The following is a 19,398-nucleotide window of genomic DNA, read 5'->3' as shown; positions in this document are numbered from 1 at the left end:
AAAGGCAGTCGAAACACTTCTCCATCTTCAGTGGCAAGTCTGCACCGGATCACCCTGTCGGCCTGGATCACTTCAAGCCGTTCTTGTCGCAGGGCAAGGAGCGGCGGGTGGGGGCTACCCGGAGGTCCTGCACGGCTCCGGCCGTATCCAGGCCGTCGGCTGGGACGGCGGCCGCTGTCCCGTGGCGCGCACGCTGCTGACGTACGGCCAGTCCTCGAACCCGAAGGCCCCGCACTCCGCCGACCAGACGCGGCTCTTCTCCCAGGAGCGCTGGGTGAAGGCACGGTTCTGCGAGCGGGACATCCTCGCCCCGGCTCAAGGTGGTCTGGCCGCGCGAGCGGCGCTGACGTGCGCGTGACCCCGTACGACAGGCCCCTGGGGCCGGCCGTACGGGGTCACGGCGCGCTCAGGGGCTGACGGCGAGGAAGAGGTACGCGGCCAGCAGCACGAGGTGGACGCCGCCCTGGAGCAGGGTGGCGCGGCCGGGGACGATGGTGAGGGCGCTGACGACGATGGTCAGCGCGAGCAGCACCATGTGGAGCGGTTCGAGCCCGAGCAGCAGCGGTCCGGAGAGCCAGACGGAGGCGAGGGCGATGGCCGGGATGGTCAGGCCGATGCTGGCGATGGCGGAGCCGTAGGCGAGGTTGAGGCTGGTCTGCACCCGGTCGCGGCGGGCCGCGCGGACGGCGGCCAGGGTCTCGGGCGCCAGCACGAGCAGGGCGATGATCACACCGACCACGGCGTAGGGCAGGCCGAGGTCCGCGACTCCGCGTTCGATGGTCGGGGAGACCGCCTTGGCGTTTCCGACGACGGCGACGAGCGCGACGAGGAGCAGCCCGAGGCTGATCAGGGCGGCTCGGGCGGTGGGCGGTTCGGCGTGCTCGTCGTCTTCGCCGGCGGCCGCGGCGGCGGCCGCCTGCGCTGCCTCCTTGCGGATCCGCTTGGTGTCGACGGGCAGGAAGTAGTCGCGGTGGCGGACCGTCTGGACGGCGACGAACAGGCCGTAGAGGGCGAGCGAGGCGGTGGCGGCGAAGGCGAGCTGGGCCGTGGAGAACTCGGGGCCCGGCTTGGTGGTGGTGAAGGTGGGGAGCACGAGGCTGAGTACGGCGAGCGTGGCGACGGTGGCCAGGGCCGCGCCCGAGCCCTCGGCGTTGAAGACGGCGACGCGGTTGCGCAGGGCCCCGACGAGCAGGGACAGGCCGACGATGCCGTTGCACGTGATCATGACGGCGGCGAAGACGGTGTCACGGGCGAGGGAGGAGGTCTTGTCCCCGCCGTCGGCCAGCAGGGTGACGATGAGGGCCACTTCGATGACGGTGACCGCGACGGCGAGGACGAGCGAGCCGAAGGGTTCGCCGACCCGGTGCGCGACGACCTCGGCGTGGTGGACGGCCGCCAGCACCGCACCGGCCAGGCAGAGCGCCACCAGGGCCACGGCGAGCGTGGGCAGGTCGCGTCCCCAGCTGAAGACGAGCGCGACGAGCGCCACCACGGGGACCACGACGGTCCAGTCGGTCAGGGGGGATCTGTGCGTTGCCGTACTCATATCAGCCAACTTGCCAGAACTGTTGCGCTTGTGCGGTGCAACAGCCGCCTCCACGCCCCTGACGTGGCACTTCTCACGAAACTCCGGGCGTGGCGGACGGATGGGCCGGGCCGGCCCCGCAGGGCCGGCCCGGGTCCTCACATCGCGCGCTCGTGGCCCTCCCAGTACGGCTCGCGCAGCCGGCGCTTGTACAGCTTGCCGTTGGGGTCGCGCGGCATCGTCTCGATGAAGTCGACGGTCTTGGGCCGCTTGTACCCGGCCAGTTGCCGCTCGCAGTGGTTCAGGATCTCCGCCGCCAGCGCGTCGCTCGCCGCGAAGCCCTCGGCCGGTTCGATGACCGCCTTGACCTCCTCGCCCCAGGAGGGGTGCGGGATCCCGAAGGCGGCGGCGTCCGCGACCGCCGGATGGGTGAGCAGCGCCGATTCGATCTCGGCCGGGTAGATGTTCACCCCGCCCGAGATGATCATGTCGATCTTCCGGTCGCGGAGGAAGAGGTAGCCCTCCTCGTCCATCAGGCCGAGGTCTCCGACGGTGAAGAAGTCGCCGATGCGGTTCTTCTTCGTCTTGCCCTCGTCCTTGTGGTAGCTGAAGCCGCCGGTGTTCATCTTGATGTAGACGGTGCCGAGTTCGCCGGCGGGCAGCCGCTCGCCGTCGTCGTCGAAGATGGCGAGCTCACTGATCGGCCAGGCCTTGCCGACGGTCCCCGGCTTCTTCAGCCAGTCCTCGGCCGTCGCGAAGGCGCCGCCGCCCTCGCTCGCCGCGTAGTACTCCTCCACGCACCGGCCCCACCAGTCGATCATCGCCCGCTTGACGTGGTCGGGGCAGGGCGCGGCGCCGTGGATGGCGTGCCGCATGGAGGAGACGTCGTACGCGTCCTTCGTCTCCTGCGGGAGCGCGAGGAGCCGGTGGAACTGGGTCGGCACCATGTGGGTGTGCGTGCAGGCGTGCTCGTCGATCAGGCGCAGCATCTCCTCGGCGGTCCACTTGTCCATCAGGACCAGAGGATGCCCGATGTGCAGGGCCGCTGCGGCGAACTGCAGGACGGCCGTGTGGTAGAGCGGCGAGCACACGAGGTGGACGTTGCCGTCGAAGGCGCGGATGCCGAAGATGCCGAGGAAGCCGCCGAGGTACGTCTCCTCCGGGAGCTTGCCGGGCAGCGGGCGGCGGATGCCGCGCGGCCGGCCGGTGGTGCCGGAGGTGTAGTTCATGACCCAGCCGAGCGTGCGGTCGGCGGGGGCGGTGTCCGGCTGCCCGTCGAGCAGTTCGCCGTACGAGCGGAAGCCGGAGACCGCTCCGACCGCGTACCGGTGGCTCGCGGGCAGGCCCGCCTCGTCGGCGGCGGCGGTGGCCGCGTCGGCGAACCGCTCGTGGGCGATCAGGACCTTGGCTCCGGAGTCGGAGACGATCCAGGCGATCTCGGGGCCGACGAGGTGGTGGTTGACCGGGACGAGGTAGAAGCCGGCCTGGGAGGCGGCCAGGTAGGCGGTGAGGAACTCGACGCTGTTGGGGAGGACCACGGCGAAGACGTCGCCCCGCTCCAGCCCGGCGGCGCGCAGGCCGTGCACGAGGCGGTTGACGTCGGCGTGCAGCCGCGCGGCGGACCAGGTCTCGCCCTCGGGGGTGACCAGGACGGTGCGCTCGGGGTCGGCGGTGGCCTGGGCCCAGAAGCCGTTGGGGGGCGTGTCGGTCATCTTGTCCACTCCTCGGATCTTCAGGCCCGGCCGGCGATGCGGGTGATGCGGTCGATGGCGCGCTCGAAGCCGCTGGTGAGGTCGTCGAAGACGGCCTGGACGCTGCGTTCGCTGTTCATCCGGCCGACGATCTGCCCGACGGGGGTGCCGAGCAGCGGCTGGATCTCGTACTTCTGGATGCGGGACACGGCCTCCGCGACGAGGAGTCCCTGCAGGGGCATCGGCAGGGCGCCGGGGCCCTCCGGGTCGTCCCACGCGTCGGTCCACTCGGTGCGCAGCTGGCGGGCGGGCTTGCCGGTCAGCGCGCGGGAACGGACGGTGTCGCCGGAGCCGGCCGCGAGCAGCTTCTCGGTGAGGGCGCGGGAGTGCATGTCCGCCTCGGTGGTGGTCAGCCAGAGGGAACCGAGCCAGGCGCCCTGGGCGCCGAGGGCCAGTCCGGCGGCGATCTGCTCGCCGCTGCCGATGCCGCCGGCGGCGAGGACCGGGAGCGGGGCGACGGCCTCGACCACCTCGGGCACCAGGACCATGGTGGCGATGTCGCCGGTGTGTCCGCCGGCCTCGTAGCCCTGGGCGACGACGATGTCGATGCCGGCCTCGGCGTGCCGGCGGGCGTGCTTGGCGCTGCCGGCGAGGGCGGCGACGAGGACGCCGTGCTCGTGGGCGCGCGCGATGACGTCGGCGGGCGGGGAACCCAGGGCGTTCGCCAGGAGTTTGATGGGGTAGTCGAAGGCCACGTCGAGCTGGTTGCGGGCGACCTGTTCCATCCAGCCGGTGATGCGCCAGCCGGAGGCCTCGCCCTCGGCGAGTTCGGGTACGTGGTGTTTGGCGAGGGTGTCGCGGACGTACTCGCGGTGCGCGGCCGGGATCATCGCCTCGATGTCGGCCTCGCTGACGCCGTCGACGGCCTTCTTCGCGGGCATGACCACGTCGAGCCCGTAGGGCTTGCCGTCGGTGTGCTCCTGCATCCAGTCGAGGTCGCGCTTCAGATCGTCGGGGGCGGTGTAGCGGACCGCCCCCAGCACCCCGAACCCGCCCGCGCGGGTGATGGCAGCGGCCACCGCCGGGAAGGGCGTGAAGCCGAAGATGGCGTGCTCTATTCCCAGTTTCCTGCTCAGCTCCGTCTCCATGGGCGGCAGGATGCCGCAGCCCGGCCGTCGAGGGAAGAGGTTTTCTGATGCAGCGTCAGATTCTTTGCCGGCCGGTCACCGCGGAGCCCGAGTCGTGAGCGGGCAGATACTCGGGAGGGCAAGGCGGCGGACGGGAGGACCGGTCATGAAGGCACCAGGGGCAGCCGGGAACGACGGTGACACGAAGGGCTCCGGCACGGCCGGCCCGACGGCGCCCGACGGCGGCGGCAGCACGCCGGGGGCGGACGGCTGCGAACTGGAGGTGGATGGCGGCGAGCTGGAGGTGGATGGCGGCGAGCTGCAGACAGAGGGCCGCGCCGGGCCCGGGGCGGACGGCGCCGCCGGGCGCGTGCGCGGTCTCAGTCGGCGGCGGCTCGGGGCGCGGCTGCTGGCGCTGGGCGGCGTGCTCGTGCTCCAGGCCGCACTGCCCGGGTCCGCGGGGGCCGCCGGCGGCCCCGCCGAGCGGCGCGCGCTGCAGGGACTGCGGCTGCGGTACGGGTCCGCCCGCCAGGCGGGGCTGCTGGAGAGGCACCTCGAAGGGGTGGCGGACGAGGCGCGGCGCTTCCTCGGCCCCTCCCCCGAACACCCTTACTACGCCGGGGCCGTGGTCCTCGCCGGGCGGGGCCGCACCGTGGCGCTGCACCGGGCGATGGGCGACGCCGTCCGGTACGCCGACTACGACGGCCGCACCGACCGGGTCCGGGAGTTCCCGGCCGCCCAGCGGATCGCGATGGCCGAGGACACGGTCTTCGACCTGGCCTCCCTGTCGAAGCTGTTCACCTCACTGCTGGCCGTGCAGCAGATGGAGCGCGGGCGCCTGGAACTGGAGGCGCCGGTGCACCGGTACCTGCCCGAGTTCACCGGCGGGGGCAAGGAGTCGATCACCGTACGCCAGCTCCTCACGCACACTTCGGGGCTGCGATCCTGGGCCCCCTTCTACCAGGAGCCCACGCGGGCGGGTCAGTTGAGGCTGCTGTGGTCGGTGAGGCCCCAGGAGACCCCGGGGACGGTCTACCGCTACTCCGACCTCAACCTCATCGCCCTCCAACTGCTCTTGGAACGGATCACCGGTCACACTCTGGACCTCCTGCTCCAAGACGAGATCACCGCTCCACTCGGGATGCACCGCACTCGCTTCAACCCACCGCTCTCCTGGCGCCGGGTCACCGCCGCCACCGAGGTGCAGCGCCCGCCCTGGTCCGGCCTGGACCGGGGGCTCGTCTGGGGCGAGGTGCACGACGAGAACGCGCACGCGCTGGGCGGCGTCGCCGGCCACGCCGGGGTCTTCGGCACCGCCTGGGACCTGGCGATCCTCGCCCGCGCCCTCCTCGACGGCGGGGTCTACGCCGGCAAGCGCATCCTGCGCCCCGCCTCCGTCGAGCTCCTCTTCACCGACTACAACACCGCGTTCCCCGGCGACGACCACGGCCTGGGCTTCGAGCTCTACCAGCACTGGTACATGGGCGCCATGGCCACCCCCCACTCCGCAGGCCACACCGGTTTCACCGGCACCTCCCTGGTCCTGGACCCCTCCACGGACTCCTTCCTGATCCTCCTGGGGAACTCCGTCCACCCCGTGCGCACCTGGCGCGCCGGCAGCGCCCCGCGCGTCGCCGTCGGCAACCGCTTCGCCCGCGCCGTCCCCGTCCGCACGAGGCACGGCGGCCCGGCCTGGTACTCCGGCATGGAGACCGGCGGCTCCGGCACCCTGACCCTCCCGCCCCTCACCCCCGCCTCCGGCTCCGCCCGGCTGCGCTGCGCGGTGTGGTGGGACACCGTGCCCGGCGCCGGAGCCCTGCACGTGGAGGCCTCCGCCGACGGGCAGACCTGGGAGCCGCTCCCCTTCACCACCGTCCGCACCACCGGCGGAGCCGCCGAACACTGGCCGCAGGGCTCCGTCTCCGGCTGGTCGGGCCGCATCTGGCACCGGCTCGAAGCCCCGCTCGCCGCCTGGGCCGGCCGCGAGGTCCGCCTCCGCTTCCGCCACACCGCCCAGGGCCGCTACGTGGGCCGCGGAGCCTACGTGGACGTCCTGCGCGTCTCGGAACCCTCCCACCTCCTCTTCGCCGAGGACCGCCCCGCGGACGCCTCCCGCATCGAGGCGGCGGGCTGGTCGCGCTCGGCGGACTGACGGCCGCCCGCGCCACGGAGACCCAGATGCCGCCTAGGCGAGGGCCGCGTCGATCATCCTGCGGGTCACGGAGGTGAGTTCGGCCAGGTCGGGTGCCGGGCGGGAGCGGGCGAGCGCGCCCGCGAGGCGGTCGTAGAGGAGCCCGTCGGCCCACGCGACCAGGAGCTCGGCGGACTCGGCCGGCCGGGCGGCGCCGAGCGCCGCGAGGATCCCGGCGGCCCGGTCCCGCGAGCCCTGGCCGGCCCGGTGCAGTTCCGTCGCCAGCTCCGGGTTCCGGGCGGCCTCCAGGCTCAGCTCGAAGCGCGCCAGCTGGCGGGAGCGCCCCGAGGTCAGCCATCCGTACAGCAGCGCGGCGAGCGCCGCGGCGACGGCGTCCCGGTCCATCGGTGAAGGCGCAGGCGAAGGCGCAGGCGCAGGCGAAGGCGCAGCTGAAGGCGACGACGACGGCGTTGCGCCCCCGTCGAAGTCACCGAGGTCCAGCTCGGCCAGCCGCGCATAACAGGCGCCGATCAGCGCCGTCCTCGTACGGAAGTAGTACGAGGTGCTGCCCGCCGGAAGCCCGGCCGCGCCGTCGACCGCCCGGTGGGTCAGCCCCCGCAGTCCGGCGGCGGCCACGAGGTCGATCGCGCTGTCCGCGATCAGTGTTCTGCGGTCTCTTCCGCGCTCGGGGGTGTGCATACCGTCACTCTACAAGTGTAGAGTGACGGCCACATGCACACTCTACAGCTGTAGAGGATGCGGGGAACGGGGAGGAGACTGCCATGACTCGACGTGAAGCGGTGGTGGCGGGCGCGGGGATCGGCGGACTCGCCGCAGCGGTGGCGCTGCACCGTCGCGGCTGGGACGTCACCGTCTGCGAACGCGCGACGGGGCCCTCCGCCGTCGGCGCGGGAATCGTCCTCGCCCCCAACGCCCTGCGCGCCTTCGACGCCATCGGCTTCGACGTCGCCCGCGCGACGGGGGACGCCACCCCTGCCGCGATGGACCTGCGCCGCGCCGACGGCCGCCTGCTGAGCCGTGCCGACCGCGCCGCGCTGACGGCCAGGTACGGCCGGCCCCCGCTCGCCGTGCACCGCACGGCCCTCGCAGCCGCCCTGGCCGCCGCACTCCCCGAAGGCACCCTCCGGTACGGCACGGCAGTGACCTCCGTCGAGGGCGCGGACGGCCATCCGATCGCCCACACCTCGTCCGGCGCCCACACCTCGTCCGGCGCCCTCACCGCCGACCTGGTCATCGCCGCCGACGGCATCCACAGCCCGATCCGCCGCCAGTACTTCCCGGCCCATCCCGGCCTGCACTACAGCGGGGAGACCGCCTGGCGGACCGTCCTTCCCGCCGGCGGCCCGCCCGTGCGCGCCGCCGCCGAAACCTGGGGCCGCGCGGAGCGCTTCGGAGTCGTCCCGCTCGCCGACGGCCGCGTGTACCTCTACGCCACCGCGGTCGCCCCCGAGGGCCACCGGCCCGCCGACGTCCGCGCCGAACTCCTGCGCCGGTACGGCACCTGGCACGATCCGATCCCCGCCCTGCTGGAGCGGATCGACCCGGCGGCCGTGCTCCAGCACGACCTGTACGACCTCGCCGCCCCGCTCCCCCGCTTCCACCAGGGCCGATTGGCATGGCTCGGTGACGCGGCGCACGCCATGACCCCCAACCTGGGCCAGGGCGGGTGCCAGGCCGTCGAGGACGCCGCCGTCCTCGCGCACCTGCTGGACGGGGCCGACGTACCGGCCGCCCTGGCCGCCTACAGCGCGGCCCGCTGCGCCCGCACCGACGCCCTGCGCATCCGCTCCCGCCGCGCGGGCCGGGTCGCCGCCCTCACGCACCCCCTCGCGGTGGCCGCCCGGGACCTCGCCGTCCGCGCCACCCCGGCCCGGGCCGCGCGGCGGGCGCTGGACGACCTCTTCGACGGATTCGCGCTTCCGAACCAGGGTGGAATGCACCGTGCCCTGTAGCCCTGCCGCTCGTTGTTGTGGTTCGTTGACCGTTCAACACGAAGGCAGGCGAGTCCATATGACCGACATCGACTGGGACAACCCCACCGACCCCAAGCCGGGCTGGACCCTGGATCACGTCAAGCTGTACGTCGGTTCGGGCGGGACCGAGGGGCAGTACTGGAACAACACCCAGACCCTGCTGCTCACCACCATCGGCCGCAAGTCCGGGAAGCCGGTGCGGACCCCGCTCATCTACGGCGAGGACGGCGGGCGCTACCTCATCGTCGCCTCCAAGGGCGGCGACCCCGCCGACCCGCTCTGGTACCGGAACCTCTCCGAGCACCCCGAGGTCCGGGTGCAGGTCGGCCCCAAGGTGATGCAGGGCATCGCGCGGACCGCGACGTCCGAGGAGCGCGCCGGGTTCTGGCCGCTGATGGTGAAGCACTGGCCCTCGTACGACGAGTACCAGACCAAGACCAGCCGGGAGATTCCGATCGTCGTGATCGACCCCGTTGGCTGACGCGGGGCCGGGGCGCGTCAGTGCCCCAGTACCGCCATCGCCGCGTTGTGGCCGGGGACCCCGCTGACTCCGCCGCCGCGGACCGCCCCCGCGCCGCACAGCAGTACGTTGCGGTGGGCGGTCTCCACGCCCCAACGGCCGCCGCCCTCGGCGGAGTCGCCATCCGAGCCGGATGCGGAGTACGGCCAGGACAGGTCCCGGTGGAAGATGTGCCCGCCGGGCAGGCGCAGTTCGCGCTCCAGGTCGAGCGGGGTCTTGGCCTCGATGCACGGGCGGCCGTCGGCGTCGAAGGCCAGGCAGTCGGTGAGCGGTTCGGCCAGGTGGGCGTCGAGCTGGGCGAGGGTGGCGGCGAGCAGCACTTCCCGCGCCCCCTGGTTGTCCTTCTCGAACAGCCGGGCCGGGGTGTGCAGTCCGAAGAGGGTCAGGGTCTGGTACCCCTGCTCCGCCAGCTCGGGCCCCAGGATCGTCGGGTCCGTCAGCGAGTGGCAGTAGATCTCCGAGGGCGGTACGGAGGGCAGTTCGCCCGCGGCGGCCTCCGCGTGGGCCCGGGCGAGCTGTTCGTAGCCTTCCGCGATGTGGAAGGTGCCGCCGAAGGCCTCGCGCGGGTCCACCGAGGAGTCCCGCAGCCGGGGCAGGCGGCGCAGCAGCATGTTGACCTTGAGCTGGGCCCCCTCGGGAGCCGGCTGCGCCGGTTCCTCCCCGAGGAGTTCGGCGAGCGCCCGCGGCGAGGCGTTGACGAGCACCACCCGGCCGGCGACCCGCCCCTCGCCCGTCGCCGTACGGAAGGTCACCTCGGCCGGGGCGGTCGTGCCGTCGGTGTCGATGCGCAGCGCCTCGTGCCCGGTGGCGATCTCCGCCCCGGCCGCCAGCGCGGAAGCCGCCAGCGCGTCGGTGAGCGCGCCCATGCCGCCGACCGGTACGTCCCAGTCGCCGGTGCCGCCGCCGATGACGTGGTAGAGGAAGCAGCGGTTCTGGGCCAGGCCCGGGTCGTGGGCGTCGGCGAAGGTGCCGATCAGCGCGTCGGTGAGGACGACCCCGCGCACCAGGTCGTCGGCGAACTCCCGCTCGACGGCCCGTCCGATCGGCTCCTCGAACAGCATCCGCCAGGCCGCCTCGTCATCCAGCCGGGCCCGCAGCTCCGCGCGCGTGGGCAGCGGCTCGGTCAGCGTCGGGAAGAGGCGTTCGGCGGCCCGCCCGGTGGTCCCGTAGAAGGCGCGCCAGTTCTCGTACTCCCGCTCCGAGCCGGTCAGCCGCGCGAAGGACTCCCGGGTGCGCGCCTCGCCGCCGCCGACCAGCAGTCCGCCGGGGCGTCCGGCGCGCTCGACGGGGGTGTACGAGGAGACCGTGCGCCGGCGCACTTGGAAGTCCAGCCCCAGCTCGCGCACGATCTTCGCGGGGAGCAGCGAGACCAGGTAGGAGTAGCGGGACAGCCGGGCGTCGACGCCCGGGAACGGCCGGGTGGACACGGCGGCCCCGCCGGTGCGGCCGAGCCGCTCCAGGACCAGGACCGAGCGGCCCGCCCGGGCCAGGTAGGCGGCGGCGACGAGGCCGTTGTGGCCCCCGCCCACGATCACCGCGTCGTACACGTCGTGCCCGAAGCTCCGCGAGGTCGTCATGGCTCTTGGTAACACACCTGCCCCAGCCGCTCCAGACAGTGCGCCTCGTCGGCGTGGGCCGCGACCGTGTCCGGGTGGCCGTCACCCAGCGACCGCTCGCGGATGCCGGAGAGGTCCCGGTAGACGGGCAGCGCCTGGTCCCAACGGCCCAGCCGGCCCAGTCCCACGGCGAGTTCGCGGCGGCTGACCAGGGTGTCGGGGTGCTCGGCGCCGAGCGTGCGGGCCCGCGCCTCGCCCACCTCGCGGGCTTCGGCCACCGCTTCCTCCCAGCGTTCCAGGCGCCCGAGGTTCACCCCGAGGACGTGCCGGGCCCGCAGCGTCTCCGGATCGGCGGCCCCGTAGGCGCGGGTGCGGTCGCGGACCAGGTCCCGGAACAGCTCCAGGGCCTCGGCCGAGCGCCCGGTCCGGCCCAGCGCGATGCCCGCCTCGTAGCGGGCGGCCAGCGTGTCGGGGTGGTCGCGGCCGAGCACCCGTTCCCGTACGGCCGCGATGTGCCGGAAGGCCTCCAGGGCCTCCTCCCAGCGTTCCAGGCGGCCCAGCGCGTACGCCACCTCGTACCGGGTCAGCAGGGTGTCCGCGTGCTCCGCCCCCAGTACGGCGGTCCGGTCGGCGGCCACCTCGGCGGCGGCGGCGTGGGCCTCGGAGAAGCGGCCGAGAGCGCCCAGCGCGCAGGCCAGGTTGTGCCGGCAGCGCAGGGTGTCGGGGTGGATCCGGCCCACGGTCCGCTCCCGGGCGGTGAGCACCGCGCGGTAGCCCTCGTACGCCTCCTGGTGGCGGCCGAGCAGGCCCGTCTCGTACGCCGCCTCCTGCCGCGCGGCCAGGGTGTCCGGGTGGTCGGCTCCGAGCACCCGGGCGCGTCCTTCGGCGACGGCCGCGTACCCGGCGAGGGCTTCCTCGGTACGGCCCGCCCGGCTGAGGGCGAAGGCCCGCGTGTGGCCGGCGTCGAGCGCGGCCGGGCCCGAGGGAGCGGAGCCGGGGCCGTGCGGGAACCCGTAGGCGGCGGTGAGGCGGGGGTCCTCGGCCGGACGCGGGCGTACGACGGTCGGCGCGGTCCGGGGGACGGGGCCGGTGCCGGTGCCGGGGCGGGTGGCCGTGGCGGCCGGGGCGGCTCCGGCGGCCGTCGGGTGCTGCCCGCTCGGGCGCGCGGCGGTCCAGGAGCCGGTGAGGACGGCCCACTCCCCGCTCGCGGGGCGGGCCTCGATGCCGGCCCTGCGCCCGGCGGTCATCCCGTCGGCCCACTCGGGCAGCGGCAGGTGCGCTCCGGCCGCCGCGCCGGGCCCGAGCCGGGCCTCGACGAGCCGGCGGTGCAGGTGGCGGGCGTCGCCCGGCCGGTCCTCGGGGCATTTGGCGAGCAGGTCGAGCACCAGCCGCTCGAAGAAGACCGGCAGTTCGGGGCGGTGCTCGCGCGGCGGCACGGGCGCGGTGTCGCGGTGGCCGACCAGCACGGACCAGGAGTCGCCGAGGTCGAAGGGCGGGGCTCCGGTGGCGATCTCGTACAGGACGCAGCCGAGGGAGTAGAGGTCGCTGCGGTGGTCCACCTCGCCGCCGGCGATCTGCTCGGGCGACATGTAGTGCGGGGTGCCCATGGCCATGCCGCCGCCGGTCAGTTTCGCGGTGAAGCCGATGTCGGCGGCCAGCCGGGCGATGCCGAAGTCGCAGATCTTCACCGTGCCGTCGGTGAGCCGCATGATGTTGGCGGGCTTCAGGTCGCGGTGGACGACGCCCTGCTCGTGGGTGTAGCCGAGGGCGGCGGCCATCTGCTCGGCGATGTCGACGACCACGTCCACGGGGAGCGGGCGCGCGTCGTTGTCCTCCAGGAGCTGGCTGAGGTTGCGGCCTTCGAGCAGTTCCATGACGAGGTAGAGGGGACCGCCGGCCGCGCTGTCGTCGCCGAAGTCGTGGACGACGGTGACGCCGCGGTGCTGGAGGGAGGCGGCGACGCGCGCCTCGCGGCGGAATCGCTCGCGCAGCACCTGGGTGAAGTGGGTGTCCTGCTCGGGCCCGAGGGGCTTGAGGCATTTGACGGCGACCTGCCGGCCCAGCGACTCGTCGCGGGCCCGCCACACCTCGCCCATGCCGCCGCGGCCGATCAGATCGAGCGACCGGTACCGGCCCTGGATCAGTCTTGGCTCCGCCATGTCTTGAAGTCGCCCCCGTGTGTCGTGCTACGCCCTCCCCGGCCGGTCCAGTATGGCCGCTGATGTACGCAGTGTGTACGGCGCGGGGCGGCTCCCGGGGCCCATGCGGCGCATCGCTTTCAAGATGTGACCTGGAGGCAGCTGCCAGCGCAGACCTGCGGGAATGCTGCGCAGCAGGCTACCGGTGAGACGCAGGCGGCGGGTGACGCTGCGCGGGGCCGGTGCGGGGCGGCCGTACAGCTGGTGCGCCCAGCCGGGGAGCGATCCGTAGGCGAGGCCGGCGAGCGGGCGCCACACCAGATTTCGGCCAGGGACGAGGAGGGGGTGGATGGGCGGGGCACACAGGAAGGCGTCGACGGCGCGGGCGTCGGGTCCGGCGGCGAGTACGGGGCGGATCCGCTCGAAGTAGGAGGCCAGGGCCGCGGTGTCCCCCGGTACCCCGGACGGGTCGAGGCCGACGAGCCGGGCGTTGACGCGGTTTTCGGCCACGTACCGGTCCGCCTGCGCGGAGGTGAGCGGGACGCCGGAGCGGCGCAGGACGTGCAGGAAGCTGTCGATCTGCGCGCAGTGGATCCAGAGCAGCAGCTCGGGCTCGTCCACCCGGAACCGTGCGCCGGTGGCCGGATCGGTCGCCGACAGCATGGTGTGGATCTTGCGGACGCGTGCGCCGGCCCGCTCCGCGGCCTCGGTGGTGCCGTAGGTGACGGTGCCGACGAAGTCGGCGGTGCGCAGCAGGCGTCCCCAGGCGTCGCCCCCGCCGTTCTCCCCGCTGAAGGCGGAGCTGTTCTCCATGACCCCGCGGACCGCGCGCGGGTGGAGGGCCTGGAGGTAGAGCGCGCGGACCCCGGCGATCCACATGACCGGGTCGCCGTGGCACTGCCAGGTCACGGAGCCCGGGCCGTAGAGCCCCGGATCGGGGACCGCGTCGATGTCCATGTCCGGCTCCTCCCCCGTCGCTCGCCCCGGTACACCGCTCGGGGGCGTACGGGCCTTGCGGAGCCTGCGGGCTCCCGTGGACTCGGGCGGCCTCCCGTGGGCCCTTGCCGGCTCCGGGCGCTCCTGCGGCATTCCACCGAACGGCCGCGCGCACGCCCCCGCGCGCCACTAGGCTTTCCGGCCGGCGGACCGCACCCGCCTCCCCTCACCACGCGGAGGCACGGTCATGCGTACGGGACATGCGGGAAGGCTCGAAGGGCAGGTCGCGGTCGTCACGGGCGGTTCGTCGGGCATCGGCCTGGCGACGGCCCGGCGCTTCGTGGAGGAGGGCGCCCGGGTGTTCGTCACCGGCAGGCGGCCGGAGGAACTCGCCGCCGCGGTCCGCGAGCTGGGCCCGGACGCGGTGGCCGTCCGCGGTGACGCGTCCCTCGTCGCGGACCTGGACCGGCTCTACGCGGCGGTCGCGGCCGCGGGCTGCGAGGCGATCGACGTGCTGGTCGCGAACGCGGGCGGCGGCCCGGCCGGCGGCTTCGCCGAGGTCACCGAGGAGCAGTTCGACGCCACCTCGGACCTCAACTTCCGGGGCGCCTTCTTCACCGTCCAACGGGCCCTGCCGCTGCTGCGCGACGGCGCCTCGGTCATTCTGCTGGGCTCGGCCGCCGGCTCCTCGGCGTCCACCCGGTACGGGGTGTACGCCGCCACGAAGGCGGCCGTACGGTCCCTCGCGCGCAGCCTGGCACTGGAGCTCGCGGGGCGCTCCATCCGGGTCAACACCCTGAGCCCGGGCCCGATCGACACCCCGGCCCTGGCCGGCGCCCCGGCGCACGTACGCGAGCGGGCGACCGCCGGAGTCCCGCTCGGCCGGGCCGGACGCCCCGAGGAGGTGGCCGCGGCGGCCCTGTTCCTGGCCTCCCGGGAGAGCAGCTTCATCACCGGGATCGAACTCTTCGTGGACGGCGGAGCCGGCCAGGTCTGAGCCGGCCTCCGCCGTCGATGTGCGGGAGCCGGGACGGGCACCGAGCATGCGTCCGCGGCCACCGCGGAGGACACACCCGACGAGGACGAAGGTCGTCGGGGTGATGCTGGTGGCGGCCGCACACGGCGGCATGCTCACCTGGCTGTCCGGCCCGGCCAAGGGCCTGGTCCTGCTGCTCCTGGGCGTCGTGGCGCCGGTGTGCTTCCCGAGGTTCCGCAAGCCGAGCTGGGTCCACCCCGACCACCGGCAGGACGGCCCGGTGCGGGACGACCGCCGGTAGGACGGGCGACGGTTCAGCCGGCGGCCGGAGTGAACTCCACGAGCAGCGACTTCGGCCCGCGGGTGAAGACCCCCTCGGCCGCCGGGTCGTACCCCTGGGCCGGGCGGAGGCCGGGCATGGCGTCGAGGAGCTGGTTGGTGGCGATCTCCACCTCGGCCCTGGCCAGCAGCGCACCGACGCAGAAATGCCGTCCGAGCGCGAACGCCAGGTGGTCCGCGGCCGCGGAGAAGGCGTTGGTCGCCGTCAGGTCGTCGCGGAACAGGTCGAAGCTGTCCGGGTCCTTGTAGCGCTCGGGGTCGCGGTTGGCGGCGCCGATCAGGCAGGTGACGGTGGCCCCGGCCGGGATGGTGCCGCCGCTCATGGTGACGTCGACGGCGGTCTGCCGCATGATCATGTGGACCGGCGGGGTGTAGCGCAGGGTCTCCGCGAAGGCACGGTCGATGAGTCCCCGGTCGCGCTGTACGGCGGCGAGCTGGTCGGGGTTGGCCAGCAGGTTCGCGAAGAGGCCCGCGACGGCCTTGTCCGTGGTCTCGGCGCCGGCCGTCAGCAGCAGGCTGCAGAACGCCTTGATGTCCTCGTCGCTCATGCTCACGCCGTCGACCTCGGCGGTGCAGAGCGCGGACAGCAGGTCGTCTCCGAGGTGTTCCCGCCGGTTCCTGATGACCGGCAGCATGTACGCGGCGAACTCGGCCTGGGCCCGCGCGCCCTCCGCCGCCCGCTCCGGGTCACCGGACAGGTTGGCGGTGAACGCCACGAAGGCCCGGTACCAGCCGCCGAGGGCCCGCTGGCCGGACCGGTCCAGTCCGAACATGTCGGCGATGACCGAGATGGGGAAGTGGGAGGCGAATCCGCTCACGAGGTCGACGGACCCGGTGTCGCGGAACGCGTCGATCAGCTCACGGGCGTTGCGCTCGATGACCGGAACGACCTTGTCCCGCAGCTCGTTGCCGCGGAAGGCCGGGGCGACCAGGGCGCGTCGCGTGGCGTGTTCGCGGCCGCTCATCTGGATCAGGGTCTTGCCGTGCACGGGCTCGGCCTGCCACGCGTAGTTGTCCGTGGTGAAGAGCCCCTCCTTGTCCTTGAAGGCCCGCGCGACGTCCTCGTAGCGCGAGATGATCCAACTCTGCGTCCCCTCGTGCCAGTTCAGGGGTGCGCTCTCGCGCATGGCCCGGTAGGCCGGGTAGGGGTTCTCGGCGAACTCCCGCGAGAGGATGTCCGGGACTTCGTGCGCGGCGGTCATGGAGTTCCCCCATCGGCTCGGCCTGGCGGCTGTCCTGAGGTGCCACGGTCACCGTCGGTGCGGGACCGGTCGTGCTGCCACAACGCTCTGTGCGCACGCCTTCCAGGAAACAGCAAGTCACCCGACGACGCCAGGTCGTTGGAGCCCATGGGAGGTGCGGCAGTGAGGAACGGCCACGTGGTCAGGCCGAATGGATCGGGCAGCCGCTGGCGCACTCCCCCCGGAGTGACAGAACCTGCGGGTGATGGCGCCCTGATGGGGCATCGGGGGGGGGAGGAACCGCGGCAACCCGCCCATGACACCGGTCAGCGGCGCACCCTCGGCATGCCGAGGCCGATCCACGAGATGATCTCGCGCTGGATCTCGTTGTTGCCGCCGCCGAAGGTGAAGATGACCGCGCTGCGGTAGCCGCGTTCCAGTTCGCCGTGCAGGACCGCGCCCGCGGAGCCGTCCTTCAGGGAGCCGGCCGCGCCGACCACTTCCATCAGCCAGGCGTACGCGTCCCTGCGCGCCTCGGAGCCGTAGACCTTGACGGCGGAGGCGTCCTGCGGGGTGAGGTTGCCGTCCTGGACGGCGTTGACCATCTGCCAGTTCAGCAGCTTCATCGCGTCGAGGCGGGCGTGGGTGCGGGCCAGGCGGCCGCGGACCCACGAGAGGTCGATGACGCGGCGGCCGTCGGCGAGCTTGGTCTCGGCGGCCCAGCGCTGGACGTCGTGCAGGGCGCGGATGGCCATGGTGCCGTGGGCGGCAAGGGTGACGCGCTCGTGGTTGAGCTGGTTGGTGATCAGCCGCCAGCCCTTGTTCTCCTGGCCGACGCGGCGGCTCGCGGGCACCCGGATGTTCTCGTAGTAGCTCGCGGTGGTGTCGTGCGAGGCCAGGGTGTTGATGAGGGTGCAGGAGTATCCGGGGTCGGAGGTCGGCACGAGGAGCATGGTGATGCCCTTGTGCGCGGGGGCGTCCGGGTCGGTGCGGACGGCGAGCCAGACCCAGTCGGCGGTGTCGCCGTTGGTGGTCCAGATCTTCTGCCCGTCGACGACGTAGGTGCCGGTCTCCTCGTCGCCCTCGCGGACGGCCTTGCACTTGAGGGCGGCGAGGTCGGTGCCGGCGTCGGGCTCGCTGTAGCCGATGGCGAAGTCGATCTCGCCCGCGAGGATCTTGGGCAGGAAGTACGCCTTCTGCTCGTCGGTGCCGAACTGCATGATGGTCGGCCCGACGGTGTTGAGGGCCATCAGCGGCAGCGGTACGACGGCCTGCGCGGCCTCGTCGAAGAAGATGAACTGGTCCATGGGCGACATCCCGCGCCCGCCGTACTCCTTGGGCCAGCCGACGCCGAGCCAGCCGTCGGCGCCGAGCCGGCGGATGGTCTCCCGGTAGAAGCGCTTCTGCTCGGCAGGGTCCTCGTACCGCGCGTAGACGTCGTCCGGGATCAGTTCGGCGAAGTAGGCGCGCAGCTCGGTGCGCAACCGCTGCTGCTCAGGCGTGTATTCGAGGTGCACGGCCCCTCCGGGTCTCTCGTGGCTCAAGGTCTCGTGGCGCAAGGTCGCGCGGCCGTCCGCCGCCGCCGCGGGGCAGACTAGAACCTGTTCCAAGAATCCGGAAGGGTCAGCGGCCTGCCGGTGGGCGCGATCAGCGGGCGATCACCCCGGTTCCGTCCTGCCCGGGCCGGATCAGGACCTTGATGTGCTCCTCCGGCCGCCGCAGGGAGGCGAAGGCCGCGTCGAGCCCGCCGAAGCCCGCTTCTCCCGTGACCAGGGACGCGGGATCGATGCGGCCGTCGGCGAGGCGGGCGAGGGTGGCGCCGAACTCCTCGGGCGGGTAGGTCAGGCACATGCGGATCGTGACGTCCTTGTACATGCCGACCACCGGGCGGATCACGTCCTCGGTCATCACCCCGCCGATCTGCAGGATCTCGGTGCCGCGCGGAACCGCGTGCAGGAGCTGGTTCAACATGCCGGGTACGCCGACGCAGTTCACGACCACGGTGGGCCGCGGGCGGGCTCCGGCGAGTTCCGCGCAGACGCGTACGGGGTCCCGCTCGGCCGGGTCCACCACCGCGTGTGCGCCGAGCCGCAGGGCGGCCGCCCGCCGCAGCGCCGACGGATCGGAGGCCACCACGGGTCCGGCGCCCCGCTCCAGCAGCGCGGCGACGGCTCCGAGGCCGACCGGGCCGCAGCCGACGACCACGGCCGGGGTGTCCTTTCCCGCCGCGCTGCGGGCGATGTTGCCGAAACCGACGGCCAGCGGCTCGGTGAGGGCGGCGAGCGCCAGGTCCAGGGACGGCGGGACGGGCAGCAGGGCGCGGGCCTGTACGACGATCCGTTCGCCGAATCCGCCGGGGAAGGCATTGCTGTAGCCCACGGTCCGCACGACCCCGCCCGGGTCGACCGCCCAGGGCAGGCCGACGACCCCGGTGCCCGGTTCGGGGCCGGTCGCGCCGGGCCCGTAGGACAGGACCCGGCCGGAGAACTCGTGGCCCATCACCAGGGGCCGGTCCGGGTCGAAGAGGAAGCTGGTGGTGCCGCTGTCCCGGGAGGCCCGCAGGAAGTCCTCGGTGTGCGCCACCGCGCTCAGGTCGGAGCCGCAGATCCCGCAGGCGGCGCTCTCCACGAGCGCCTGCCCGGGGCCGGGCACCGGATCCGGGTGCTCCCGTACCCGGAACACCCCGTCTTCGAGCACCGCGGCCCTCAACGGACCTCCCCCTTGCGGGCGATGGCTTCCATCGTGGACCGGCGCAGGGCGCCGGTGAACCGTTCGCTGTTGCGCCCGGCCCACTCCAGGCTGGCGCGGCGGGCCTCGGTGTGGCCGGTGAGCCGGGGGACGACCCGCTCGGCGAAGAGCTCCAGGCTGCGCAGGGCGGCCGCGGGTTCGGCGAGGTCCAGCCGGAGGATCAGGAAGGTACCGAACCCGCCCGTCTTCTCGGCGAGTTGCTCGATGCGCCGGACGGCGTCCTCGGGGGCTCCGATGACGGCCCGACCGAAGGTGGGCAGCCCTTCGGTGGTCCACCGCTCGACCGCGCCGGCCGGGGTGGCGCAGCCGTCGAGGCGGGTCCCGCCGAGCTTCTCGATGTAGTCCACGATGCCGGGCGTGCCGTACTCGGCTTCGCGCAGGGCCTGTTCGCGGGTCTCGGCCAGGTGCACCGGGGTGACCAGCCGCCAGGTGGAACGGTCGGCGGCGCGGCCGGCTTCGCCGCAGGCCCGCTCGTGGGCGGCCCAGTTGGCGTCGAGCAGCGCGTACCCGGTGGGGTCGGCGGCGGCGAGCGAGAG

At 73.5% G+C, this 19,398-nt stretch carries 16 protein-coding genes and 1 pseudogene; 6 read left to right on the top strand and 11 right to left on the bottom strand.

Annotation, left to right across the window (positions count from 1 at the left end; genetic code table 11):
• Positions 1-103: 103 nt before the first annotated feature.
• Positions 104-358, top strand: a pseudogene (locus OHA37_RS35015) (penicillin acylase family protein); the annotation flags it as partial.
• Positions 359-406: 48 nt separating this feature from the next.
• Here the strand turns inward: OHA37_RS35015 and OHA37_RS35010 are convergent.
• The 3 genes from OHA37_RS35010 to OHA37_RS35000 form a co-directional block, all read right to left on the bottom strand.
• The gene (locus OHA37_RS35010; RefSeq protein ID WP_266911430.1) at positions 407-1,546 is read right to left on the bottom strand and encodes a calcium:proton antiporter; all 1,140 of its coding nucleotides are present in this window, start codon (positions 1,544-1,546) and stop codon (positions 407-409) included.
• 137 nt (positions 1,547-1,683) lie between these two features.
• The gene (locus OHA37_RS35005) at positions 1,684-3,237 is read right to left on the bottom strand and encodes an acyl-CoA synthetase (RefSeq protein ID WP_266911428.1); all 1,554 of its coding nucleotides are present in this window, start codon (positions 3,235-3,237) and stop codon (positions 1,684-1,686) included.
• A 20-nt stretch (positions 3,238-3,257) separates the two neighbouring features.
• Complete coding sequence (locus tag OHA37_RS35000) at positions 3,258-4,364, bottom strand: nitronate monooxygenase (RefSeq protein WP_266911426.1); 1,107 nt, start codon at positions 4,362-4,364, stop codon at positions 3,258-3,260.
• A gap of 145 nt (positions 4,365-4,509) precedes the next feature.
• Here OHA37_RS35000 and OHA37_RS34995 point away from each other — a divergent pair, with 145 nt between their 5' ends.
• The gene (locus tag OHA37_RS34995; protein ID WP_266911424.1) at positions 4,510-6,495 is read left to right on the top strand and encodes a serine hydrolase; all 1,986 of its coding nucleotides are present in this window, start codon (positions 4,510-4,512) and stop codon (positions 6,493-6,495) included.
• 33 nt (positions 6,496-6,528) lie between these two features.
• Here the strand turns inward: OHA37_RS34995 and OHA37_RS34990 are convergent, their stop codons facing one another.
• A complete protein-coding gene (locus OHA37_RS34990) occupies positions 6,529-7,173 on the bottom strand; it encodes a TetR/AcrR family transcriptional regulator (RefSeq protein WP_266911422.1) in 645 nt (214 codons plus the stop codon).
• Between the two features lie 83 nt (positions 7,174-7,256).
• Here OHA37_RS34990 and OHA37_RS34985 point away from each other — a divergent pair, with 83 nt between their 5' ends.
• Complete coding sequence (locus OHA37_RS34985) at positions 7,257-8,447, top strand: FAD-dependent monooxygenase (protein WP_266911420.1); 1,191 nt, start codon at positions 7,257-7,259, stop codon at positions 8,445-8,447.
• Between the two features lie 58 nt (positions 8,448-8,505).
• Positions 8,506-8,949 carry a nitroreductase family deazaflavin-dependent oxidoreductase gene (locus OHA37_RS34980; RefSeq protein WP_266911418.1) on the top strand — a complete coding sequence of 148 codons (444 nt, stop codon included), beginning with the start codon at positions 8,506-8,508 and terminating at the stop codon, positions 8,947-8,949.
• 17 nt (positions 8,950-8,966) lie between these two features.
• On the opposite strand, the gene OHA37_RS34975 is transcribed toward OHA37_RS34980, so the two are convergent.
• From OHA37_RS34975 to OHA37_RS34965, 3 genes are read right to left on the bottom strand one after another with little or no spacing between them, the layout of a single operon-like run.
• On the bottom strand, positions 8,967-10,565 hold the full coding sequence (locus OHA37_RS34975; protein ID WP_266911416.1) for a phytoene desaturase family protein: 1,599 nt from the start codon (positions 10,563-10,565) through the stop codon (positions 8,967-8,969).
• Positions 10,562-12,703 carry a serine/threonine-protein kinase gene (locus OHA37_RS34970; RefSeq protein WP_266911414.1) on the bottom strand — a complete coding sequence of 714 codons (2,142 nt, stop codon included), beginning with the start codon at positions 12,701-12,703 and terminating at the stop codon, positions 10,562-10,564. The genes OHA37_RS34975 and OHA37_RS34970 overlap by 4 nt, the downstream gene beginning before the upstream one ends.
• A gap of 27 nt (positions 12,704-12,730) precedes the next feature.
• Positions 12,731-13,639, bottom strand: a complete 909-nt coding sequence (locus OHA37_RS34965; RefSeq protein ID WP_266911412.1) for an oxygenase MpaB family protein — start codon at positions 13,637-13,639, stop codon at positions 12,731-12,733.
• A 226-nt stretch (positions 13,640-13,865) separates the two neighbouring features.
• Here OHA37_RS34965 and OHA37_RS34960 point away from each other — a divergent pair, with 226 nt between their 5' ends.
• Together OHA37_RS34960 and OHA37_RS34955 are read left to right on the top strand one after the other, a co-directional pair.
• Positions 13,866-14,615 (top strand): SDR family oxidoreductase, encoded by a 750-nt coding sequence (locus tag OHA37_RS34960; RefSeq protein ID WP_266911410.1) that lies wholly within the window; start codon positions 13,866-13,868, stop codon positions 14,613-14,615.
• A gap of 100 nt (positions 14,616-14,715) precedes the next feature.
• The gene (locus OHA37_RS34955) at positions 14,716-14,895 is read left to right on the top strand and encodes a hypothetical protein (RefSeq protein WP_266911408.1); all 180 of its coding nucleotides are present in this window, start codon (positions 14,716-14,718) and stop codon (positions 14,893-14,895) included.
• Between the two features lie 13 nt (positions 14,896-14,908).
• On the opposite strand, the gene OHA37_RS34950 is transcribed toward OHA37_RS34955, so the two are convergent.
• From OHA37_RS34950 to OHA37_RS34935, 4 genes are all read right to left on the bottom strand, one after another.
• Positions 14,909-16,135, bottom strand: coding sequence for a cytochrome P450 (locus OHA37_RS34950; RefSeq protein ID WP_266911406.1), 1,227 nt, complete (start codon positions 16,133-16,135; stop codon positions 14,909-14,911).
• Between the two features lie 305 nt (positions 16,136-16,440).
• A complete protein-coding gene (locus tag OHA37_RS34945; protein ID WP_266911405.1) occupies positions 16,441-17,631 on the bottom strand; it encodes an acyl-CoA dehydrogenase family protein in 1,191 nt (396 codons plus the stop codon).
• A 130-nt stretch (positions 17,632-17,761) separates the two neighbouring features.
• Positions 17,762-18,823 (bottom strand): zinc-binding dehydrogenase, encoded by a 1,062-nt coding sequence (locus tag OHA37_RS34940; RefSeq protein WP_266911403.1) that lies wholly within the window; start codon positions 18,821-18,823, stop codon positions 17,762-17,764.
• Positions 18,820-19,272: a hypothetical protein gene (locus OHA37_RS34935; protein WP_266911401.1), complete on the bottom strand. Its 453-nt coding sequence runs from the start codon at positions 19,270-19,272 to the stop codon at positions 18,820-18,822. The genes OHA37_RS34940 and OHA37_RS34935 overlap by 4 nt, the downstream gene beginning before the upstream one ends.
• Positions 19,273-19,398: the final 126 nt, after the last annotated feature.

Origin of the sequence: Streptomyces sp. NBC_00335 (assembly GCF_036127095.1) — a bacterium.
Lineage (GTDB): Bacteria > Actinomycetota > Actinomycetes > Streptomycetales > Streptomycetaceae > Streptomyces.
The sequence above is the reverse complement of the archived record's forward strand: the minus strand, read 5'-3'. Positions and strand labels throughout refer to the sequence as shown.